Annotated in this window: 18 protein-coding genes; 7 read left to right on the top strand and 11 right to left on the bottom strand. The window is 46.6% G+C overall.

Annotated elements, in window-relative coordinates:
* Positions 1 to 99: 99 nt before the first annotated feature.
* Complete coding sequence (htpG, locus tag ATB76_RS24365) at positions 100 to 2,004, bottom strand: molecular chaperone HtpG (RefSeq protein WP_061036233.1); 1,905 nt, start codon at positions 2,002 to 2,004, stop codon at positions 100 to 102.
* Positions 2,005 to 2,275: 271 nt separating this feature from the next.
* On the opposite strand from htpG, the gene ATB76_RS24360 reads away from it, so the two are divergent.
* Genes ATB76_RS24360 through ATB76_RS24345 form a run of 4 tightly spaced genes read left to right on the top strand, consistent with a single transcriptional unit; the run spans position 2,276 to position 4,780 of the window.
* Complete coding sequence (locus ATB76_RS24360; protein ID WP_061036232.1) at positions 2,276 to 3,148, top strand: transcriptional regulator; 873 nt, start codon at positions 2,276 to 2,278, stop codon at positions 3,146 to 3,148.
* A gap of 11 nt (positions 3,149 to 3,159) precedes the next feature.
* A complete protein-coding gene (gene toxS, locus ATB76_RS24355) occupies positions 3,160 to 3,675 on the top strand; it encodes a transmembrane regulator ToxS (RefSeq protein WP_038865718.1) in 516 nt (171 codons plus the stop codon).
* 47 nt (positions 3,676 to 3,722) lie between these two features.
* A complete protein-coding gene (locus ATB76_RS24350) occupies positions 3,723 to 4,478 on the top strand; it encodes a sulfite exporter TauE/SafE family protein (RefSeq protein WP_042602238.1) in 756 nt (251 codons plus the stop codon).
* A 23-nt stretch (positions 4,479 to 4,501) separates the two neighbouring features.
* Entirely contained in the window at positions 4,502 to 4,780 is a 279-nt protein-coding gene (locus ATB76_RS24345; RefSeq protein ID WP_005436938.1) for a SelT/SelW/SelH family protein, read from the top strand.
* A 59-nt stretch (positions 4,781 to 4,839) separates the two neighbouring features.
* On the opposite strand, the gene yfcE is transcribed toward ATB76_RS24345, so the two are convergent.
* The 6 genes from yfcE to ATB76_RS24320 form a co-directional block, all read right to left on the bottom strand.
* Entirely contained in the window at positions 4,840 to 5,385 is a 546-nt protein-coding gene (yfcE, locus tag ATB76_RS24340) for a phosphodiesterase (protein ID WP_038877557.1), read from the bottom strand.
* Between the two features lie 70 nt (positions 5,386 to 5,455).
* Positions 5,456 to 5,665, bottom strand: coding sequence for a hypothetical protein (locus ATB76_RS28695; RefSeq protein WP_080774343.1), 210 nt, complete (start codon positions 5,663 to 5,665; stop codon positions 5,456 to 5,458).
* A 163-nt stretch (positions 5,666 to 5,828) separates the two neighbouring features.
* Positions 5,829 to 6,236 (bottom strand): CBS domain-containing protein, encoded by a 408-nt coding sequence (locus tag ATB76_RS24335; RefSeq protein ID WP_038865724.1) that lies wholly within the window; start codon positions 6,234 to 6,236, stop codon positions 5,829 to 5,831.
* Complete coding sequence (locus ATB76_RS24330; RefSeq protein ID WP_005436932.1) at positions 6,233 to 6,583, bottom strand: P-II family nitrogen regulator; 351 nt, start codon at positions 6,581 to 6,583, stop codon at positions 6,233 to 6,235. Before ATB76_RS24330 ends, ATB76_RS24335 begins: the two co-directional genes overlap by 4 nt.
* Positions 6,573 to 7,364 carry a DUF1538 domain-containing protein gene (locus ATB76_RS24325; protein WP_038865726.1) on the bottom strand — a complete coding sequence of 264 codons (792 nt, stop codon included), beginning with the start codon at positions 7,362 to 7,364 and terminating at the stop codon, positions 6,573 to 6,575. Before ATB76_RS24325 ends, ATB76_RS24330 begins: the two co-directional genes overlap by 11 nt.
* Complete coding sequence (locus tag ATB76_RS24320) at positions 7,361 to 8,095, bottom strand: DUF1538 domain-containing protein (RefSeq protein WP_038865727.1); 735 nt, start codon at positions 8,093 to 8,095, stop codon at positions 7,361 to 7,363. The genes ATB76_RS24325 and ATB76_RS24320 overlap by 4 nt, the downstream gene beginning before the upstream one ends.
* Positions 8,096 to 8,353: 258 nt before the next feature.
* On the opposite strand from ATB76_RS24320, the gene ATB76_RS24315 reads away from it, so the two are divergent.
* From ATB76_RS24315 to ATB76_RS24305, 3 genes are all read left to right on the top strand, one after another.
* On the top strand, positions 8,354 to 9,271 hold the full coding sequence (locus ATB76_RS24315; RefSeq protein ID WP_042604278.1) for a TIGR01777 family oxidoreductase: 918 nt from the start codon (positions 8,354 to 8,356) through the stop codon (positions 9,269 to 9,271).
* A gap of 37 nt (positions 9,272 to 9,308) precedes the next feature.
* On the top strand, positions 9,309 to 10,136 hold the full coding sequence (locus ATB76_RS24310) for an SDR family oxidoreductase (protein WP_045409070.1): 828 nt from the start codon (positions 9,309 to 9,311) through the stop codon (positions 10,134 to 10,136).
* 455 nt (positions 10,137 to 10,591) lie between these two features.
* A complete protein-coding gene (locus ATB76_RS24305; protein ID WP_061036231.1) occupies positions 10,592 to 11,446 on the top strand; it encodes a co-chaperone YbbN in 855 nt (284 codons plus the stop codon).
* Positions 11,447 to 11,550: 104 nt separating this feature from the next.
* Here the strand turns inward: ATB76_RS24305 and ATB76_RS24300 are convergent, their stop codons facing one another.
* The 4 genes from ATB76_RS24300 to bcsA are packed head-to-tail and all read right to left on the bottom strand — an operon-like array spanning position 11,551 to position 21,326.
* Positions 11,551 to 15,318, bottom strand: coding sequence for a cellulose synthase subunit BcsC-related outer membrane protein (locus ATB76_RS24300; protein WP_061036230.1), 3,768 nt, complete (start codon positions 15,316 to 15,318; stop codon positions 11,551 to 11,553).
* On the bottom strand, positions 15,309 to 16,415 hold the full coding sequence (gene bcsZ, locus ATB76_RS24295; RefSeq protein WP_061036229.1) for a cellulose synthase complex periplasmic endoglucanase BcsZ: 1,107 nt from the start codon (positions 16,413 to 16,415) through the stop codon (positions 15,309 to 15,311). Before bcsZ ends, ATB76_RS24300 begins: the two co-directional genes overlap by 10 nt.
* Positions 16,412 to 18,703, bottom strand: a complete 2,292-nt coding sequence (gene bcsB / locus ATB76_RS24290; protein ID WP_061036228.1) for a cellulose biosynthesis cyclic di-GMP-binding regulatory protein BcsB — start codon at positions 18,701 to 18,703, stop codon at positions 16,412 to 16,414. Before bcsB ends, bcsZ begins: the two co-directional genes overlap by 4 nt.
* The gene (gene bcsA / locus ATB76_RS24285; RefSeq protein ID WP_061036227.1) at positions 18,693 to 21,326 is read right to left on the bottom strand and encodes a UDP-forming cellulose synthase catalytic subunit; all 2,634 of its coding nucleotides are present in this window, start codon (positions 21,324 to 21,326) and stop codon (positions 18,693 to 18,695) included. The genes bcsB and bcsA overlap by 11 nt, the downstream gene beginning before the upstream one ends.
* Between the last annotated feature and the right edge of the window lies 1 nt (position 21,327).

Here is a 21,327-nt window from a genome sequence, read left to right as displayed (position 1 = left end):
CGAGTTTTATTGATTACTAACTCAACACTCAAAGTGTGAATCTATGCGTTTACAAACAAAAAGCTCGCATTTCGCGAGCTTTTCATTGATGTTTGGTTATTAAACCTTAGTCAAAAGCTTGTTGATGGCACCGACAAATTGCGTCGGATCTTCCATCGAACCTCGTTCAGCCAGCATCGCTTGGCCCAACAACACTTCCACCCAGCGACCAAATGCTTCTTCATCGGCTTCATCTGCCATACGCTTAACAAGTGCGTGCTCTGGGTTGATTTCGAAGATGTACTTCACGTCTGGTACTGCTTGACCTGCAGCTTCAAGAAGCTTCGCCATCTGTGTACCCATTTCGAAATCGTCAGTCACGACAACTGCAGGCGTAGTAGCAAGCTTGAAAGTCGTACGAACTTCTTTTACGCGGTCACCAAGGTATGACTGAGTTCGCTCAACTACAGACTTAAACTCTTCTTCCGTTTCTTTCTGCTTTTCTTTTTCTGCTTCGTCTTCAAAATTACTTAGGTCTAAGCCTGCTTTAGTGATCGATTGGAACTGCTTACCATCAAACTCGGTTAGATAGTTCATAAGCCACTCATCAATGCGATCGAACATCAAGATAACTTCGATGCCTTTCGCTTTGAACTGCTCTAGGTGCGGGCTGTTCTTCGCGGCTGCGTAGCTGTCTGCCGTTAGGTAGTAAATCTTATCTTGGCCTTCTTTCATGCGTTCAATGTAAGAAGCCAAACCAACGGTTTGTTCAGCAGAGTCCACTTCAGTAGACGCAAAGCGCAATAGACCAGCAACTTTCTCTTTATTTGCCATGTCTTCTGCAACGCCTTCCTTCATGACAAGGCCGAACTCTTTCCAGAATGATTGGTATTTCTCTTCATCATTCTTCGCCATACGCTCAAGCATAGTAAGTACACGCTTGGTACATGCGTTGCGAAGTGACTGAGTGACCTTGTTATCTTGAAGAATTTCACGAGACACGTTCAATGGCAGATCATTCGAGTCAATCAAACCACGGATGAAACGCAAGTAAGATGGCATAAACTGCTCAGCGTCATCCATGATGAATACGCGCTGCACGTACAACTTTAGACCCGACTTATGGTCGCGGTTCATCATATCCCATGGCGCTTTCGCTGGGATGTAAAGCAGGCTGGTATAATCGTTCTTACCTTCTACACGGTTATGACTCCACGTAAGCGGATCGGCGAAATCGTTAGAAACGTGTTTGTAAAACTCTTGATACTCCTCTTCAGAGATATCCGACTTGCTGCGGGTCCAAAGTGCCTGAGCTTTGTTGATTTGTTCCCACTTCTTCTCACCCGTTTCATTACCTTCGTCATCACGAACAGTGGTTTGAATTGCAACTGGAATACCAATGTGATCAGAATATTTACTGATGACATCACGCAGACGCCATTCATTTAGGAATTCTTTACCTTCTTCACGCATATGAAGAACAATATCGGTACCACGAGAGTCTTTCGTAATGGTTTCAATGGTGTACTCACCTTCACCCGCAGATTGCCATTGAACCGCTTCGTCAGCAGCAGTACCCGCAGCACGAGTGCGCACAGTCACCGCGTCAGCAACGATGAACGCTGAATAAAAGCCAACACCAAACTGACCAATCAGTTGCGAGTCTTTACTTTGATCATCAGACAGCTTCGAAAAGAATTCTGCCGTGCCAGATTTCGCGATAGTACCTAAATGCTCAATCACGTCGTCACGCGTCATGCCGATGCCGTTATCAGAGATCGTAAGTGTGTTAGCCTTTTCATCAAACGCAAGCTTTACACCAAGGTCGGCATTCCCTTCATATAAATCTGGGTTAGATAGCGCTTGGAAGCGTAATTTATCTGATGCATCAGATGCATTTGAGATCAACTCGCGTAGGAAAATCTCTTTGTTTGAATAAAGAGAATGGATCATCAGGTGAAGTAACTGCTTTACTTCTGATTGAAAGCCACGAGTTTCTTTGTTTGGGGATACGGTGTCGCTCATGTTTGCTCCATAACTTCTAAATTAAAAAGACTTTAAATGACAAAGTCCTAACCGCTGCCTTATAAAAACAGCTTTACCACGATGTCATTTAACATGTGGCTGACAAATGTAAATTCAAGGTCAATATTGCTAAAAACGGTGTTTTTTTAGAAAATTTTAATTATCCTATTTGTCTAAAAGCATCTAAAACGAGCACATGTCCTTTTGCGTACGCCATTTTTTGTGACGCAAATCACTATAATTTCAGAATCATCCATCTAAGAAGAACTAAATGACTAACATCGGCACCAAATTTCTGCTTGCTCAAAGATTTGTCTTTGACCCAAATAGTAATTCGCTCGCTGACCAACAAAGTGGCAACGAAGTTGTACGATTAGGAAGCAACGAAAGCCGTATACTCCTGTTGTTGGCAGAGAGACCTAACGAAGTATTAACACGTAACGAGTTGCATGAGTTTGTTTGGCGCGAACAAGGCTTCGAGGTGGATGACTCAAGCCTAACTCAAGCAATTTCTACCCTGCGAAAAATGTTGAAGGATTCAACTAAATCGCCAGAATTCGTAAAAACAGTCCCTAAACGCGGTTACCAATTGATTTGTTCTGTTGAACGTTTAAGCCCGTTGTCTTCTGATTCTTTCCCTGAACTTGATGATCCAGAGAATGAAAACGAAGCGCCTGTCGTAGATTTAGAGCAATTCACAGAATCTTCGACGGAAACAATTGCTGAAGCACCTGTTGAACTTGAAGCGTCATTAGAAACACCAAAAACAACACCAGCACCAAAAACAAACCACTGGATCGCGCGCGTGCTTGTTATTGTCGCTCTGCTATTGCCAGTGTGCGTATTGTTACTAACTAATCCTGCAGAGTCTCAATTCCGTCAAGTTGGTGAGTACCATAACGTCCCCGTTATGACACCCATTAATCACCCACAATTGAACGATTGGCTGCCATCCATTGAGCAGTGCATCAAACGTTATGTGGAGCATCATGCGGAAGAGTCTTCGCCAGTCGAAGTTATCGCCACTGGCGGCCAGAACAATCAACTGATACTTAACTATATTCATGATAGCGACCATTCATACGAGAATGTGACGCTGCGAATCTTCGCTGGTCGTAATGACCCAACAGACATCTGCAACTAAAGGAGGCTGAAATGAAGATTAAAATAGCATCTGCGGTTTTAGCCGTATCTATCCTTTTTAGTGGCTGGTTATATTGGGGCAGTGACCTAAAAGTAGAACAAGTACTGACAGCAAACGAATGGCAATCTACCATGGTCACACTGATCACTGATAACTTGCCAGACGATACTGTAGGTCCACTACGCAAAGTCAATGTAGAATCGAACGTGAAGTATTTACCAAACGGTGACTACATCCGTGTAGCAAATATTCGATTGTTTGCGCAAGACTCAACGGCGGAGTCAACCATCAACATTTCGGAAAAAGGTCGATGGGAAGTGAGCGACAATTATTTGTTGGTATCGCCTGCGGAGTTCAAAGATATTTCGGCCTCTCAGTCCAAAGACTTCTCTGAATCGCAACTTCGTCTCATTACTCAAATCTTTAAGCTAGATGCCGAGCAGAGCCGTCGCATTGATGTCGTGAACGAAAAAACGTTACTACTGACTAGCCTGAACCACGGTTCTACGGTACTGTTTAGAAACTAATTTTGATTCGATGATAAGGGGGCAAGATGCCCCCTTTTATTTTGGACATGGACTGGCTAGATACCCTTACCCTCTTCTTTGGTTCCCTCATTGCAAATACGCTTGCTTCGCTTTCTGGCGGAGGCGCGGGCTTGCTGCAATTTCCGTTATTGATCTTTCTCGGTTTGCCTTTCTCTGTAGCACTCGGTACACATAAAGTAGCATCAGTGGCTCTTGGGTTAGGCGCAGCGAGTACCCACCTCAAAGCCGGAACAATAAAGCCTAAAATTGCGCTTTACCTGATTCTAGTTGGCAGCATTGGCGTTGTAATTGGTGCAAATTTGATTGTCCAAATTCCTGATAACATCGCAGAGAAAATGCTTGGCTCGATGATCCTAGCTCTTGGAATTTACTCTCGCTTCAAGAAACAGTTGGGGCAGACAGAGATACCAACTCATCGCGATACCTTTGGCTGGATAGTCGGCGGGTTAGGTTTGATGTTCATTGGTATAGTGAATGGCTCGTTGACTGCCGGCTCTGGCTTGCTTGTTACCCTTTTCCTTGTGCGTTGGTTTGGTTACGACTACAAGCAAGCGGTGGCCTATACAATGATTTGTGTCGGTCTGTTTTGGAATGGTATCGGTGGCGTCGCAGTGGTACAAGCCGGAGCGCCAATTCATTGGGCCTGGTTACCGGTTTTATTAGTGAGTTCATTTTTAGGCGGCAGCTTAGGTGCATGGGCGGCGACAAAGTACAGCAATCGAGTTATCAAAATCGCGTTTGAAATCCTCACCTTTGCAGTCGGCATCAAGCTGTTGCTTTAGTATTTAAAGAAAGGAAATTAGAAATGGATAAAGCCATCATAGACATTCACTACTGTCGTCAGTGCAATTGGATGTTGCGTTCAACTTGGCTATCGCAAGAATTGCTTCATACATTCAGTGAAGAGATTGAAACCGTCAGCTTACATCCTGATACGGGTGGCCGTTTTGAGATTTTTTGCAATGGCGTCCAGATTTGGGAACGTAAAAAAGACGGGGGTTTCCCTGAAGCCAAAATCCTAAAGCAACGCGTAAGAGATATCATCGATCCAGAACGCGATTTAGGTCATTCAGATACAAAATAGGGAGCCAATGGCCCCCTTGATTACTTATCTAATTACCGATTTATTCGATGACACGAAAATTAAATCGTGGTCTGTGCTAACACTTCACCTTCTGGCGTTTGCACCGTTAGTGTGTTGCCTTCCATCAAACCATAGCTACGTGACAAGCCATTTCTTGGGAAGGTCATTGATCCCGGATTAAAGATGATCGCACCTTCTTGCATCTCTGCCACTGGAACATGAGTATGACCATGAGCAATGATGTCGCCTTCACGCAATGGCGGGCGTTTTGTACTGTTGTATAAATGACCATGAGTGAGGAACATACGCTTACCCGACTCCAATAGCAGCCATGCGTATTCCGTCATCATTGGGAAGTTCAACAGCATTTGGTCAACTTCACTGTCACAATTACCACGAACAGAGATGATCTGCTCACTATATTGATTAAGTAACTCTGCGACTTGTGGCGGGTTGTAACCTTCTGGGATTGGATTTCTTGGCCCGTGGTTTAACGTATCACCCAATAAGATGAGATGGTCAGCACCAGAGGCCAAATAAAGCTGGATAGTTTCTTCGGTTGCCGGCAAAGAGCCATGCAAGTCTGAGGCAAAAAATAGTTTCACGACATCGTCTCCTCAAAATGTATGAGGGTATTCTACGGCATTCTTATAGAAGCTCAACCAAAGTACAAAACTAGTGATTACGAAGCATTTCAACCAACATTGGCACCAAGTAGAACCAAGCAAAATAACCGGCCCCCACAAGGATTACAGCCCAAAATATCATCGATAAAAACTTAGACTTGGCTAGGTGGTTTAGTGGGTCTGGCTCTCCACATCCTGGACAGGTGTGAGCTCGTTTTGATATTTGCTTCTCGCACACAGGGCAAGCAACTAGCGGCATGACATGACATCCTCAATTATTTCTTTAATTCTCAAAGAATAAGCCTCAGTTTACGGATATGCAATGGCACAAATAAGTAATTATTACTCGGTTTGCTATTTGTCGCTGTGATGAGAATGTTTCCGTTCTTACCCTCTATTGAGCCATTAACGAAAAGAGCCGCCTATACCTCTTCTCTCGCCATACCATTAATCACAATGTTGTTGTAACTCACCATGCCAATGACCTCACCATTTTCAATCACTGGTGCGCGACTAATACCAAATCGTTCAAATAAGCGTGCGCAATATTTCACATTCATGTTGGGATCGACGGACAGTGCTGGTTTAGTCATGATTTCATAAAGATTGGTTCGTTGCGGAGAACGATTTTTTGCCAGAACTTTTTTAGCGATATCGTTCATCAGAACAATGCCATATTCATCATCGCTATCACGCTTATTAATCACCAGCGCTTTAACTTCACTCCTTTTCGCTAACGTAATACCTTCATGAACCGTGATTAACCCATCTACAATAATATACGTTGCAGCCATCACGTCTCTGACTCGAATTAACTCGTGATTACTCATAATTCGTCCTCTACCACTTTGGTCAGTTTTTCTACTTGGTGCGCGACGCCAACCGCATCCTCGACATCAATTTGTACGGCAATGCCTTGGCCTGACTCTTGGTCGAACTCTCCGACCTCGCTGATTGTCTCTAGTATGTGTCTGGATAAATGCTCTTCAACAACAAACAACAACACGTCTTTTTGCACTTCTAAAGTCAATCCAAAGAAGGTGCGTTTTTGGTTTAAACCTTGCCCTCGAGCGTTGTTAATCACCGTAGCACCCGTTGCCCCTGCATCACGAGCCGCATCCAGCACTTTGTCGGTCTTGCTATCCTCTACAAAGGCCAGTATTAGTTTAAAGCGCATTCTCTTTTTCCTCCGCAGTCTCTTTGTTTAACCACTGGGTGATTTGGGCATAACCCATGACAGAAATTATTGGGAATAAACTGGCAAAGGCGATCAAACCAAAGCCATCTATCATGGGGTTTCGTCCCGGAACCGTCGATGCCAACCCCAAGCCAAGTGCAGTCACCAAAGGCACTGTGACCGTAGACGTCGTCACGCCACCCGAATCGTAAGCCAAAGGAACGATTAGCTTTGGCGCGTAAAAGGTTTGAATCACCACCACGATATAACCTGCAATGATGTAATAGTGAATCGGATCGCCCACTACGATTCGGTAACTGCCCAACGCAATGCCAACCGCGACACCTAAGGCAACAGCAACACGTAACCCGTTCACACTGATGCTGCCACCAGACACTTGATTAGCTTTAATGGCCACCGCGATAAGAGAAGGCTCCGCTATGGTGGTACTAAAACCGATAAAGAAAGCGAAGATGTACACCCAGTAATAATCAACCCAACTCAAGGCTTGGCCGATTGAGACTTTAAACTCCAGCAAGAAAGCTGGAGCAGTCAATTGAGTCGCCATGGTTTCACCAAGTGGAAACAGCGCCATTTCCAAACCAAGCAAAAATAACGATAACCCTAAAATAACGTAACCAAAGCCAAGTATTACTTTGGGTAAGTTTGAAACTGGACGGCGCAGCACTGCCAACTGAAAACCGAAGATAATGGTCGCGATAGGAACCACATCAGTGATGGTTGAGATAAAAGTATCGATGAAATGCGCAAAGGAAATCATGCCACCACCATCCCATAAACCATCACAAACATCATCGGTAACAAGGAGGCAAAAGCGATAAGTCCAAACCCATCAATCATGGGATTGCGTCCTTTGATCGCCGATGCGAGCCCAACCCCAAGAGCAGTAACCAGAGGCACCGTGATGGTAGAAGTCGTCACACCGCCAGAATCGTAAGCCACACCTATGATAGATTCCGGCGCAAATCCCGTCAGTATCACAACGCCGATGTAGCCTCCGATGATCATGTACTGAATCGGCCAACCTTTTAGAATCCGAAGTACGCCTAATACAATCGCCACGCCCACCGACAAAGCAACCGTTAAGCGCAAGCCATCTGCGTATTCCTCCATTGATTGCTCAGTATTGGCAATCATCCCTCCCTCAGCCGCCACCTCCGAAGCTTCTTCCGCTACAGCAGTCAATGCTGGTTCAGCAATGGTTGTACCGAAGCCTAAGCAGAATGCGAAAATCAGCAGCCAAAACACGCTGCCTTTACTGGCAAAAGCTTGCGCCATGTTTTCGCCAATCGGGAATAACCCAAGCTCCAAACCAAAGATAAAGAAGGTCAAGCCGAGAATAACCAAAAGAAGGCCAAATAGAATGGAGACAAGATTAGGGAGTGGCTCTTGCAAAACAACGAGCTGAAAAAAGGTAATAACAAGAACGATAGGTAGTAGGTCGCGAGCACTGCTGAGTAAGGCTCGAAACAGAGCAAAAAATGCTTCCATATACGCCTCCTACCCTAATGTCATCTTCCTTTAAAGTCAGCATGACACAGTTTCCTGCAACTAAGTGTGAGCCGCACTCGATGATTAATAACATCTTGTTACATTTATTCAAATTGTGAGCTTCACATCGCTTCACAACAAAACGCTTCTAACTGCTTAGGAACTAATAATAAAATCGACAACGCAAGTCATTGAAATGATCATGCTAGGCCGTTAACGACTATAATGTTTGAATAGTTTTACAATCAAAGGGATAACATGAAGATATTACTGACCGGTGGTACAGGCTTTATTGGCTCTGAGTTACTTAAACTGCTTACCACGCATCAAGTCATGCTACTTACTCGCACCCCAGAGCAGGCGAAGCAACGCCTACAGCATGCTGATGTCGGTAATATAGAATACCTCGACTCCCTAGATTCGATTGAAGATCTCAATGACGTCGACGCGGTGATTAACCTTGCCGGCGAACCGATTGCAGATAAACGCTGGAGCAAGGAGCAGAAAGAGGTCATTTGTAACAGTCGGTGGAAAGTGACCGAGCGGATCGTTGAATTGATTCATGCGAGTACTGAGCCACCGTCGGTGTTCATTAGTGGTTCTGCCGTAGGTTATTACGGTGACCAGCAAGACCACCCGTTTGATGAGTGCTTACACGTGAATAGCGATGCTTTCGCTCATTCTGTGTGTGCTCGTTGGGAGCAAATTGCCAAGCGTGCAGAATCTGAACAAACACGAGTGTGTTTAATTCGTACTGGTGTTGTCCTCGGTCAAAATGGAGGTGCGTTGGCAAAAATGCTGATGCCCTACAAACTAGGTGTAGGTGGGCCGATGGGAAGCGGTAAACAGTACATGCCTTGGATTCATATTCTGGATATGGTTCGCGCTATCATGTACCTACTTGAAACCCCACATGCTCATGGTGAGTTCAACTTGTGCGCCCCCCACCCTGTCAGCAACCGAATTTTTAGCGGTACACTGGCGAAAACCCTCAAGCGACCGCATATCCTGTTTACTCCTAAATGGGTGATGAACATGGCGATGGGAGAGTCATCGTGCTTACTGTTCGATAGCATTCGCGCTAAGCCTAAGAAACTGACCGAGCTTGGTTTCAAGTTCAGCTACTCAAGAGTTGAACCCGCACTCAAGAACTTGCTTCAAGACAGAAGTTGTTGAATCATAAGGCTCACTACCTCCCAGTGAGCCCCTTACTATGAAAAAGTCAGTTTTAATCACCGGATGCTCTACAGGCATCGGTTACGTGTGTGCCCACGCTTTACAAAAAGAGGGCTTTCACGTTATTGCCTCGTGTCGCAACGAGCAAGACGTTCAACGCTTAACCAGCGAAGGCTTAATCTGCATTCAGTTAGATCTTAATGATCCTCAAAGTATTTCTGCTGGAGTTTCAACAGCTCTGGAACTGGCCGAGGGGACACTCTATGCCGTGTTTAACAATGGCGCTTACGGACAACCTGGCGCATTAGAAGATCTACCGACAGAAGCACTTCAAGCACAATTTCAGACCAACTTTTTTGGCTGGCACCAACTCGTAAGAGAAGTGTTGCCACACATGCGCAAACAGGGTGAAGGAAGAATCATCCAAAACAGCTCTGTGCTAGGATTCGCCGCGATGAAATATCGTGGTGCCTATAACGCCTCTAAGTTCGCTCTTGAAGGCTGGACAGACACGCTACGTTTGGAATTGATGGACACCAACATCAAAGTTGCACTGATCGAACCCGGCCCAATAGAAACCCAGTTTAGACAAAATGCCTTAAAAGCTTTTGAGCAGTGGATTGATGTGGAAAACAGTGCCCACAGAGCGGCTTACGAAGGACAAAAGCAGCGTTTGGATAACGACAAGTCGAACAACAAATTTGTCCTTCCAGCTGAGTCTTGTATTGAGCCAGTGCTTCACGCACTCACCAGTGATAAACCCAAAATCCGTTACCGAATCACCACACCGACCAAAGTTTTTGCGGTATTGAAGCGCCTGTTACCAACTCGTATTCTTGATAAGATTTTGCGACAAGCAGCATAAAAAATTTTTATCACGATGTAATTTTACCGTAACAATGTGATGTCATTATGAGCATGTAGGTTAAGAAAGCCTCAATGTTCGAATCAATTTCTAGGTTAGTATCTTCATCCATCGTGCCTGAACGCGATGTGGATACTCACTTTAGATTTGGTATCGCCACCCTTTCTGTTTTGTATTTTCGCGAGACAATAATGACATTAAATCAGCTTAACTGGCTTAGTGTGGGTGTAGTGTTGACCATGTTCATCCTATTTTGATACCACACCCAGCACACCACTATAACGTCTAACAAGACTTTCTAAAGCGTGCTGGACTAGCCAAATTTAATAGCACTTTCGCTTGCTATCAGGAATACGCTGCTTCGGCAGCGTTTTTCCTTTCTATCGCTTGAATTTCCCAAATATCAACTCCATATCTACAATCAACGACAAGAAACAAAAAGCAAGGATACTCTGATGCAATCCCCATTTATCGTTGAGTTAACAGAACAAAACTTCCGTGAAACGCTTGAAGGATCAATGAACACGCCTGTATTGATTCACTTTTGGGCGGGCGCTCAACCAGAAAGCGCACAAGTGATTCCTGAATTACAAATGCTGACTCAGCAATACAACGGCGCATTTACCCTTGCTCTATTGAACTGTGAACAGCAACCGGCCCTTGCTTCTCAATTTGGCGTGCAAGTGCTACCGACCATCGCATTGTTCATGAATGGTCAAGCTGTCGATGGTATGGGTGGCCCTCAGACTATTGATGCGATTACAGCAATGCTGCAAAAGCATCTACCAAGCCAAGATGAGATGCAGTTGAAGCAAGCAAATGAATTGCTCCAACAAGGTGAGCACGCTCAAGCATTAGCGATTCTTCAAACGCTATCGGAAGAGCTTCAAAACCGCGGCGACGTGAAACTGGCGATGGCAGATTGCTTGCTGGAAACCAAACAGTTTGAATTGGCACAAACGCTGTTAAGCGCGATTCCGCTGGAATACCAAGACAACTACTACAAAGGTTTGATCGCGAAGTTAGACCTGCATATTCAAGCAGCAGAAAGCCCAGAGCTTCAGCGCCTTGAGCAAGAGCTAGCAACAAACCCTGATAACATTGAATTGGCGTGTGAACTTGCCGTTCAGTACAACCAAGTAGGTCGCGATGAAGAAGCGTTAGAGCTACTTTGGAACATTCTTAAGACCAACCTAGGCGCACAAGATGGTGAAGTGAAGAAAGTCTTTATGGACATCTTGAGTGCACTTGGCCAAGGCAACGCTCTGGCAAGTAAGTACCGCCGTCAACTTTACTCGATTTTGTACTAAGCGAATCGATTTAAAGCAGGACAGCTCAAATAGAAAAGGCCGGAAAACTCCGGCCTTTGTTGTTTCTACCATTCCTGCAATACTCGTTGCGAGAGAGACTGGTACTAAAAATCACTGTACAGCGTAGGTACTGCAGGTGGGTATTCAATCGGCTGCCAGCGGTCATTGAAGGTGTATTTTCCGTACAGCATGAAATGGTTTGGCGTGTAAAACTCTGAACGCTGTAGATCCACCAGCGCACCGATATACCAACGTTTACTCACTCGCTTCTCAACGGCTGCTTGCAGCGAAGCACCAAAGCCGCCACCACGCTCAGAACTATCACCAGAAGATAAATAAGGCGCATCTTCTTCTGTCCATGAGTTAGAAATGGAAGCACTCAATTGATACGACCATGTGCTGTCGTAGCGACCGTAATAGTTGACTGGCAATGACACAGAGAAATAACTTTGCGGGCTGTAGTAGCCACCATGCCCAAGAGTGTATTCACCCAAGTTTTTGTCATAGTCGAGGTACATCAAGTTGGTGCCAATGCTCAGGCGCTGATCACCCGTGGCGATCAGTTTGTAGTAAGCCCCACCAAGCACACCGAGACGAGTATTGTCTTCAACGTTTTCACCCGTCAGTGCATGGTATTGTAGGCTGCTCCAAAAACCGTAAGGGCCACCTATATCCCAGCTCGAATTGAGCTTAACGCCGGTCCGAACTACACCACCCCATTTTTTGCCTTGAGGATCACTGGTTCCACTCGGTACTGTCATTCCAGCGTAAGAGAGTGTGCTGCTGGTTTCAGGTCTGCGAGACGCTTCTGCTGTCCATCCGAAGTCCCCGAGATCACCATCCACACTGACCCCGCCTACCCAAGTAGTATGGTCAAAACCAATCGGTGTAGTGCCGATATCCACTTGCCAATCTTTGGCTTGCCAACCCACACCAAGCGCCATACCTGATGCATCATTTTGAACCGTTGTTGTGGTTGGGAAGTTTTTAGGATCCTTCTCGTAGTAATCTAACTTACCCGAATCGATAGATACGTAATCCGCTCTCAGCAGCAGATGCCCATCGAGTGATTCAATCGGAATACGCGCTTCGATTGGCACTTGGTTGGATGAGTTACGCCCATCACGCGCACTGTAATCCCAACCAATAAGTACATGACCATCACTGCGGTCATGGAGCGTATCGATGTCCGACTTAACATTTCGCGTTAGCCAGTAGTCATCTGCTGTGTCATACAACTCACGCAAAGTAAGCGTCTCTAGACTTGCTTCATCTGGTTTTGTACTTTTTTCAATTCGATCACTGTTCAGAGCCTGACGTCCGCGCTCTTCTGCTAACGTCCACTGCTGATTGTCCATCGCAATAGACATGCTGTTTCGATACGCCAGAGCGTCAGCGTCCTGTGTATCATCGAGCAAGCGGTTCAGGGTGTTCGCATCATTGCGGTAACCGAGTTGATTGAATACTGAAGCAACCGTCATCAACTGAGCAGCATTCAGCCTGTCACGCTTCTTATTCAAGATCAGATGCAAGTCGTGATAGGTTGCCTCATCCCCACTCTGGGCGCTGGCTTGCAGCAACCCCACCTGAGCTTGCGTCTTGAATGGTGCAGGTTTTGATGAGATACGTTCATACAAAGCCATTGCTTGCTCTGGTCGTTGATTCGCGAGTAACAAATCCGCTTGCGCTAAAGTACGACGTGTTTTGAGTTCATCAAATTGCAGCGCTTCAGAGGCACTGACTGCTTGCTGGTCTTTACTCAACGCCAAGCCTTCGTACCATTGGTCGAAATCGTCAAACTGATTCAGGCTCACCATCATACTGCCGTAAGCGAGTTTTTCGTCGGTAGACCATTTGCTTGAGGGGCGAATACTTTGATAAATACGCTGCGCTTCATTGACCTTTTCAATCTCTACCCAAGCACTTACAAGCCTCGCTAGAGGTTGAACTTGCCCAGCATATTGAGACTCAAGCGACGTCAACATGGTAGTAACCGTCTTCGGTGAAGCCTGATAACGCGCGGGTAAATCTTGTAAATCGGCATTGAGCTTTAAGCGTGTGAGGTTACGCTCCATGGCTGGGGTAACCTCGCGCTTCGGCACACTCTCTAACTCAGAAATCGCCGCATCGACTTTAAAATCTTGAGCGAGATACAAGGCATACGCGAACTTCATTTCCGGATCAGTGCTGTTCGTCGCCCATTCAGACATCAGTTTGTCGGCACGACGTTTATCCCCCATAGAGCGAACCACATCGGCAATATCTAGCCTCAACCACGGCGATGTTGGTTTTAGCTCAATCAGTTCCTCCACTGCAGATTGCATACCTGCTTGGTCATCTTTCGCTATCGCAATGCGCAATCTCGCCAGAATGATCTCAGATTGAATGCCATTGATTTTCTCAGACACCACCTGTTTTTGCGCTGGAGAAAAGCGCTGTGCAAGCGAAGCCGCGCCCGCCCAGTCCTGCTGCTCAATACGAACATCGAGTCGTCCACGTAAGGCAGATCCGTTCAGCGCTTCAAGTTTTAGTGCTTGGATATAAGCTTTATCTGCCGCGGCATAGTTCTTTTGTGCTAAGTAAAGCGCCCCTAAAGAGGTAAAAGCATAAGGCTGTGTTTTATCAGACTGAATGGCTTTACGGTAAAGGCTTTCAGCTTGTTTAAACTGCCCTTTCTCAGCCAGTGCATCACCTTGATCCAAATAAGCCCAATATTGCGAGGTTTCAATCAGAGTGGCCCATTTCGAGGCACTATCCGGGTCTTTATCTAACTGCTGTGCACGTTCAAAATACTCAAGCGCCTTTTGTTGCTGACCTTTACGCAGATAGACCTTGCCCATACCACCCAATATTTCTGGGTCGTTCGGACGCGTCGTCATCGCATAACGCAACTGCTTCTCAGCTTGCAAGGTTTTGTCTTCATCCAGCAGTTTGAGACCTTTCAATTTGGCAAGATAGGTTGGGTCCTTACGTAGATCTTGCTCGGTTTCCCAGCGCTTCTTTGCGCCTTGGTTGGCGCGTTGAATCTCAAGATCTGATGGATAGTAACTCGCAAGAATCGCGTATTGTTGAACCACTTGTTCTGAGATAGGCAGTTGATCGAGAGCACGCAGCCAAGATGTCGCTGCACTGCTGCCAATGACTGGCGCTAAAGCGAGCTTTTTGTAGGTATCCAAAATCCATGGGTCAGCTGGATTATCTTTGCGGATATGATTCGCCAATGCGAGTTGAAACTGAGGCACACCCGGGTAATCTGCATTTAAGCGCTCTAAACCTTGTTTTACTGTCTGCCAACTTCCATCAAGATTGCTTTGCAGCTGAAGAAACTCTAACTGCAATGCAGCAGAAGGCATGCCGTTTGGAAAAATGACTTTATACGCTTGGATGGCTTCTTCGTAACGGCCAGATTTAGCTAGCAACTTAGCTCGTTGGTAATCGCCTTTCTTATCTCCTTGAAGAGACATGATGGCAGCCAAGTCTTTGGCTTGTGGAGAATTTGGCGATTGTTTGGTTAAACGCTGAAACGTCTGCTTCGCCAACTCAGGTTGCTTACGCTTTAAGTACATATTGGCTTGGTAATACAAGCCAATCGGGTTGCCTTCCTCAATCGCAAACAAACGCTCTAACGTACTTTCAACAATGTCGTCGCGTCCTATTGCATCTGCCAGTTTCAGCTGTTCAACCAGCCACTCCACCGAGTTTACCCGAGCAAGAGACGTCAAGAACTGAACCGTTTCGATCGGTTGATAAACCGCGGCTAACTGCGCTTTGCTAAGCGGCTTTGAGCTAAAACTTTGTGCATAAACAGGAGCAATCCCGCTCGCCATCATGGCCAGCGAGATCAACCACGAAGCACGTCTTGCTATTGGCATTGCTCGCTCCATGCCGGCAACAGTTCACCTTGTTTGCCAAAGCGGTAGCGTGCCTGATGCCAGCCTAGGCCAAACAAGCTCAAAACATTGTCGTAGTAATGGTCGTTTCTGTCCGAGATTAGTTCTTGCTGCGCTCGGCTTGCTTGTGCTTTGAGCAGCTCAGACTCACCAGACGCCGCCAACAAAGGCAATGCAGCAGCAGAAAACCCTGCACTGCCAACTTGAGTGTACTCACCCGTTTCTGTATTCACTTCTCGTGGTGGTGCGCCGAGCGCTTTAGTCGCTGCGACAAAGGGCTGTATTTGCTGAATCAGATGAGCTTTTTCTGCAACTTGGTCATCAAGCATACCCGCCCATAAGTAGGTACGAATGGCGTTGTAACTGCCAATTGGCCCAGTCACCGAGTCAGCACTGTACTGACCTTGGCTGAGCGTTGCCCAATCAGGACTGAAACCTTTTGGCATGGTTTGCATTAGCATTTGCGCGCTTGCTTTATACATGCCGTCCCATGAATATTGCGGATACAGAGCTTCCATTCGTGCAATCAACTGTAACGGCACATAGCTCGGGTTCACACGGTAGCGATCACCAAACTCAAACCCTGTTGGTGCAGGCAGTAACACGGTGCCCAAACCGTCAATGGTCACAGTCTCTTCTCGTAGAATACGACTAGCAAGCAGATGACCAAGCGATTGGTAATAATAGTTATCCCACAGTCGACCCGCTTCCACCAAAGCGTAAGTAATCCAAAGGTCGGAATCCGATGCAGCATTGGTATCTAACACACCAAAACTGCCGTTCGCTTTTCGGCCCCATAACCAAGCTGGCAATCTTGCCGTAAGGTCACCACCAGCTAAATGTAATTGAGTCCAGTTTAATACCTCGGCAAAGGCTTTTTGATCATTGGCAACCAAAGCAAAGAACAACGCATAGGACTGGCCTTCCGATGTGGTGATCATGCGTTCATCGCTGCCATCCACGACTCGACCTTGTTCGATGTAAACCGACTTAAATGTGTCCCATTGTGGCCAGTCACACGTGTTTGCCCACAGCTGAGGAGAAGTCAGTAGCATGATAAGTGCAATCAGCTTTTTCATTCCTCTTCCTCCTCAGTTTTCTCTAGACGTTTTGCAGCAACCTGACGCAGAACACGCCAAAGCACAATAGTCACGATCACCATCAATAGCGCAGCGAAGCATGCCACGATGATTGGATGATTTGAGAAGTGGAACCAAACTAATTGCCACACTGGCAGCTCACCCACAAAGTAGTGAGAACCAACGTTATAGCTCGCGACTTCATCGTTTCTAAGCGTCACTACAGAGCCAAACATATGCTCCACTTTGCCCGAATCCGAAAGTGCTTCATCAACCGTAGCAAAATCAGCAGGATGAGCAGCCATAATAGACACTAAACTGCGATTATTTGTGTAAGGTGATTCCATACCATAAATCGCAGCAAAGGAGCCGCTTGCTTCCACTGAAACATAATCAGCTGGCACTTGGTTAGCATCGCTTGGGTTCATCCAGTTCATACCAAGTTGCTGTTCATTCTTGCTCGGTAGACGAATTTGGCGCTCGCCTGCTTCAACCACCAGATTCACTTGGTCTGGGTCGTTCGCCGCTTCTTCTAATGAACGCACCACACCAATACTCAAGATATCTTTGTCTTTTAGCGCTTGTGCATCCCACTTATCGGTCAATAATACTTGGATACCTGGGTAGCCAGAATCACCGCCCAAAGAGCCCATCACATTCAAGAAGGTTTGCAGTGCTTCTTTTGGTGCGTTTTTTGGCACCACAACAGCAGTTTCAGACAGATCCGCCATGCGTGTGTACGGGAAGCCAGATGTTGCGAACGCACGCATGTTTGGCATTTCGATGTAATGCGGGAAGCCGCTAAAGTCGAGCGTAGAGTCGCCATCAACCACGGCATATTGCTTGCTTGGTTGAGTCACCTGACACAAACCATCAGTGACAGAGGCAAAGCCAAATTCAAAATCAATCTGGTTTTTGCTGCCCACTTTGAATGCAGGAATACGGACACGGTCGTCGCTGCTCAGAATGCTGTCATCCAACAATGGCACACGAACGCGGTTAGAGTCGCCACCTTGACCCGCAGTGGTCAAGTTAAAGGCTTCGATGAACTGGTCGTTAATGCTCAACGTCAGACGGGAGCCAGAATGGTCTTCCGTCGGCGGTGAGTAACGGTAGTTCAGATCCATTGGAATACCACGGCTCTGCCAAGTAAACAGATCTGGCGGCAAACGTAAGCTCACGCTGATAGGTGGTGGTGTGCGGCCTTCCACTTGCAGCATGCTCTTTTGCTCAACCAATTCAGACAACGCAACCGGGCGATCTGTACTCACCCAATTTGGCGCATCGTAAGGCACGCGAGGTTTGATTTGCTTCACCTCGTTGATCTTGGCAATGGGTCCGGTAAGAATCTGGTTACCCAATGCCAAGCCACGTACTGCGGTGTTTAGGTCAGCACTATCACGACCAATCACCAGCAATAACTTCACGTATGGGTCGGTTGGGTGAGTAATCACCTGTACACGCGGGCCATCCGTATCTGGGAAGTCTTTTAGGAATTCAGGTTTGTTGTCGTTGGTGATAAACACCACGGCGTTGCGCTCTGGCAAAGTGTCGAAACTCAGAGGAAACTGCGCACCGCGCCAAGCCGCTAAAGAGCCAAAGTAGGAACTCAAAACACCAGCGGCTTTCACTTCGTCTAAGTCATATTTATCGCCCATTACGACAGGCAGATTGAGTTGGCTAAAGTCACGAACATCAAAGAAAGGCGCTGGCAATAAGCTCAAATCGCTTTCTAGCTGCGTTTTTTGCACAAACATTTCGATGCGGCTGCTTTGGCTGATCTCGGCCCAAATACTGGAATCATTCGGGTTGGCACAGTCTTTTTGAGTATTACCAATCAGCTCAAAACGAATTTGGTTGTAGTTACTGAAGTAACGCGTATCCAATGGCATAGAAAGACTGAGCTTTTTACCCTGCTGTCCATCAACGATAGACGCCACGCCCATCAACTCGTTGTTCAAGTACACTTTGACGTGTGAAACCAAGGCAAGTAATGCTGGCGAAGGCGTAATATCAAAGTACAACGTGGCTTTTGAAACCACCTCATCAAGGCGAGAGCCAAAGCCAACATAAGCGTTCGCTTCACTGCCTTGAATTGCAATTGAGCCGCTGTAGCCCAATTGAGTAAATGGAACAACTCGCTTAAAGACGGTGGCATTTTCCGCGTCTTGTTGCTGAGCTTGGGGTTCCGACAATTGCTGTTTTACTTCTTGTGCCGCGAGACTGCCCGACATACACATCAGAGTGATTGCCGTCGTCAACGCTGTTAGTTTTTTATTATTTAGCATGACTTGTGGTCCTGATTGGGACATAACGAGGTCGAAGTGACCAAATAAATTCGATACAAAATAAAAGTGCATCCACACTGACCACGACTAATTTCGGGCAGTGTTGTAGCAAGCGCTTGTATCCATTAAAGCCGACTTGTAGAACGGCTTGCATACTCGATAGTGGCTTATCTGCTTGATAGCCTTGTTGCCATTTCGCCCATGTATCTGCTCGTGCAAATGTACATTGGACGTATTGGATTTGTTGTTGATGCGAAAATTCATTGAGTTGCATACCGAACATGCCTTTATGAGCATAGGCAACCGTCATCGGGAACACGAATTCTTGTCCACCACGATTCAGAATCACTTCGAGTGACTGACCGAGTAAGTACTGGCAAGTTTGTTCGTCAACGCCATCGATTTCTATGCGGACGCCACCCAATGAAAAGTCTTTCATCTGAGCTTGAATCAAATGCCCAGAGTGCAATCTCACCGCAACAGGAATTGCCACCTCTACGCGGTGATCTTTTCGTACCTGTTTCGCTTCTACCGCAACCGCGACCGCTGCACCTAAGATCAGCAAGTTGTACATCGTCCATACTAAGTTCACGATGACAGTGCCGACCTCATCTTGGGGCCCCCACCCCATTCGATACAGACCCACGGCAAAACCAAGAATATTCAGTGCCACGAGCACCAAATACGGTCGAGAGATCACCCAGTCGTAATGCGATTTTTCAACTAAGCCCCCTTTCGCCGTTACATTGAATGTCCCTTTATGAGGCGCAAACAAAGCGACGGTGGTTGGTCTTGCGATGTACCAAGCAAGCACGGTTTCATACACTTCTCCCCAGAAGGAGTAACGATAGTCACCCTGCATGCGTGAGTTGGTCATACTGGCGTGGATCATATGCGGCAAAACGTACAAAATGATCGCCAATGCTGGTGCGTAAATGACGTAAGAGTGCAGCAGTAAAAACGCCAGAGGTGCAATCAAAAACACAATACGCGGTATACCGGATAAGAAATGCAGCATGGCATTGACGTAACAAAGCCGCTGCGACAACTTCAGCCCTTTACCGGTGAGCGGGTTGTCGACCCTGAAGATCTGCGCCATGCCCCTCGCCCAGCGAATACGTTGTCCTACGTGTGCCGATAAGGTTTCTGTCGCTAAACCCGCTGATATCGGCTGCTTAAGGTAAGCAGAGCGATAGCCCAATCGGTGCATGCGCAGTGACGTATGTGCGTCTTCCGTTACGGTTTCAACTGCAATACCACCCACTTCTTCAAGCGGTTCACGGCGCAAAATGGCGCACGATCCACAGAAGAAAGTCGCGTCCCATAAATCGTTACCATCTTGAATTAACCCATAAAACAAGTTGCCTTCATTAGGCACATTGCGGAAGTTCGATAAGTTACGTTCAAACGGATCCGGAGAGAAAAAGTGGTGCGGAGTTTGAATCAGCGCCAGCTTCGGATCTTTGAGGAACATGCCCATGGTGAGCTGGAAGAATGCTCGAGTTGGAATGTGGTCACAGTCGAAGATCGCCACAAACTCACCATCCGTCTGCTTTAACGCATAGTTGATGTTACCGGCTTTGGCGTGCTCGTTAGTTGGCCTGCGAATGTAGTTAACCCCTACACTCTTTGCGAAGTCACGGAAGCTGTCTCGTTTACCATCATCGAGAATGTGAATTTTCAATTTGTCTTTTGGCCAGTCCACACCCATTGAGGCGTACACCGTCGCTTTAACCACATCGAGATCTTCGTTGTAAGTCGGAATCATCAAGTCGATGGTTGGCCAAGTCGATTGATCTTGTGGCATCGAAACCGGCTTTCGGTTAAGCGGCCATATATTCTGGAAGTAACCCAGCATCAACACGATCCAAGAATAGGTTTCTGCCAAAAGCAAAATACCCCCTAAGATCAGTGCAATAGGATCGTCCCAGTTTAAGGTTGATGAGTAACGCCACCAGAGATAACGGCAAGATGCTGTCACCGAAAGAATGATGAGTAACATGGTCGGAAAGCGTCCCGGCATGCGTCGCACCATCATGGCAAGTGCCCACAATAAAAGCACAAATACAGTCTGTGCCTGATAACCGAATGGCACGGTAAAGCAGAGCAACGCGAGCAACACCACGAGGAACAGCAATGCATAGTTCAATACCATCGCAGACTTGCTGGCTTTCATGCGTTCACGAACTTCAGGATCTTTAACTTGGTTGGCCGTTTGTTCTAACCAACGAACACTTTTCGCCACCAGCTCAAACGGCAAGTAGAAAGCATTGCGGATTTTCTCAGCAAGATGCATCACGACACCACTGACTTGATGAGACCAAGCAGACGCGACACTTTGCTTAAAGCACAATAGCCAAATGCTCTGGACAACAAATCGAATCGGGTCAAATAAGCGAGGAGCGGCATAGTTAACTTGTGGGAAATAGATCAGCGGCAGTTTCCAAGAGGGAACACCAGCAACCACTGGTTTTAGGAAAACAAAGCTCAATGAAAACCAAACAGAAAGCACAATGTTGCCCAACCAATTGGTTTTGCACTCCCAAGCTTGCTCATACGCCTGCTTGTGCGACTGAAATTGGTCGACTATCCAGCTTTGGAAGATAAGGTTAAGGCTACGCATG

The organism is Vibrio sp. MOR3, assembly GCF_001557775.1.
GTDB classification, from domain to species: domain Bacteria; phylum Pseudomonadota; class Gammaproteobacteria; order Enterobacterales; family Vibrionaceae; genus Vibrio; species Vibrio jasicida.
This window is presented reverse-complemented; position numbering and strand designations above follow the sequence as displayed.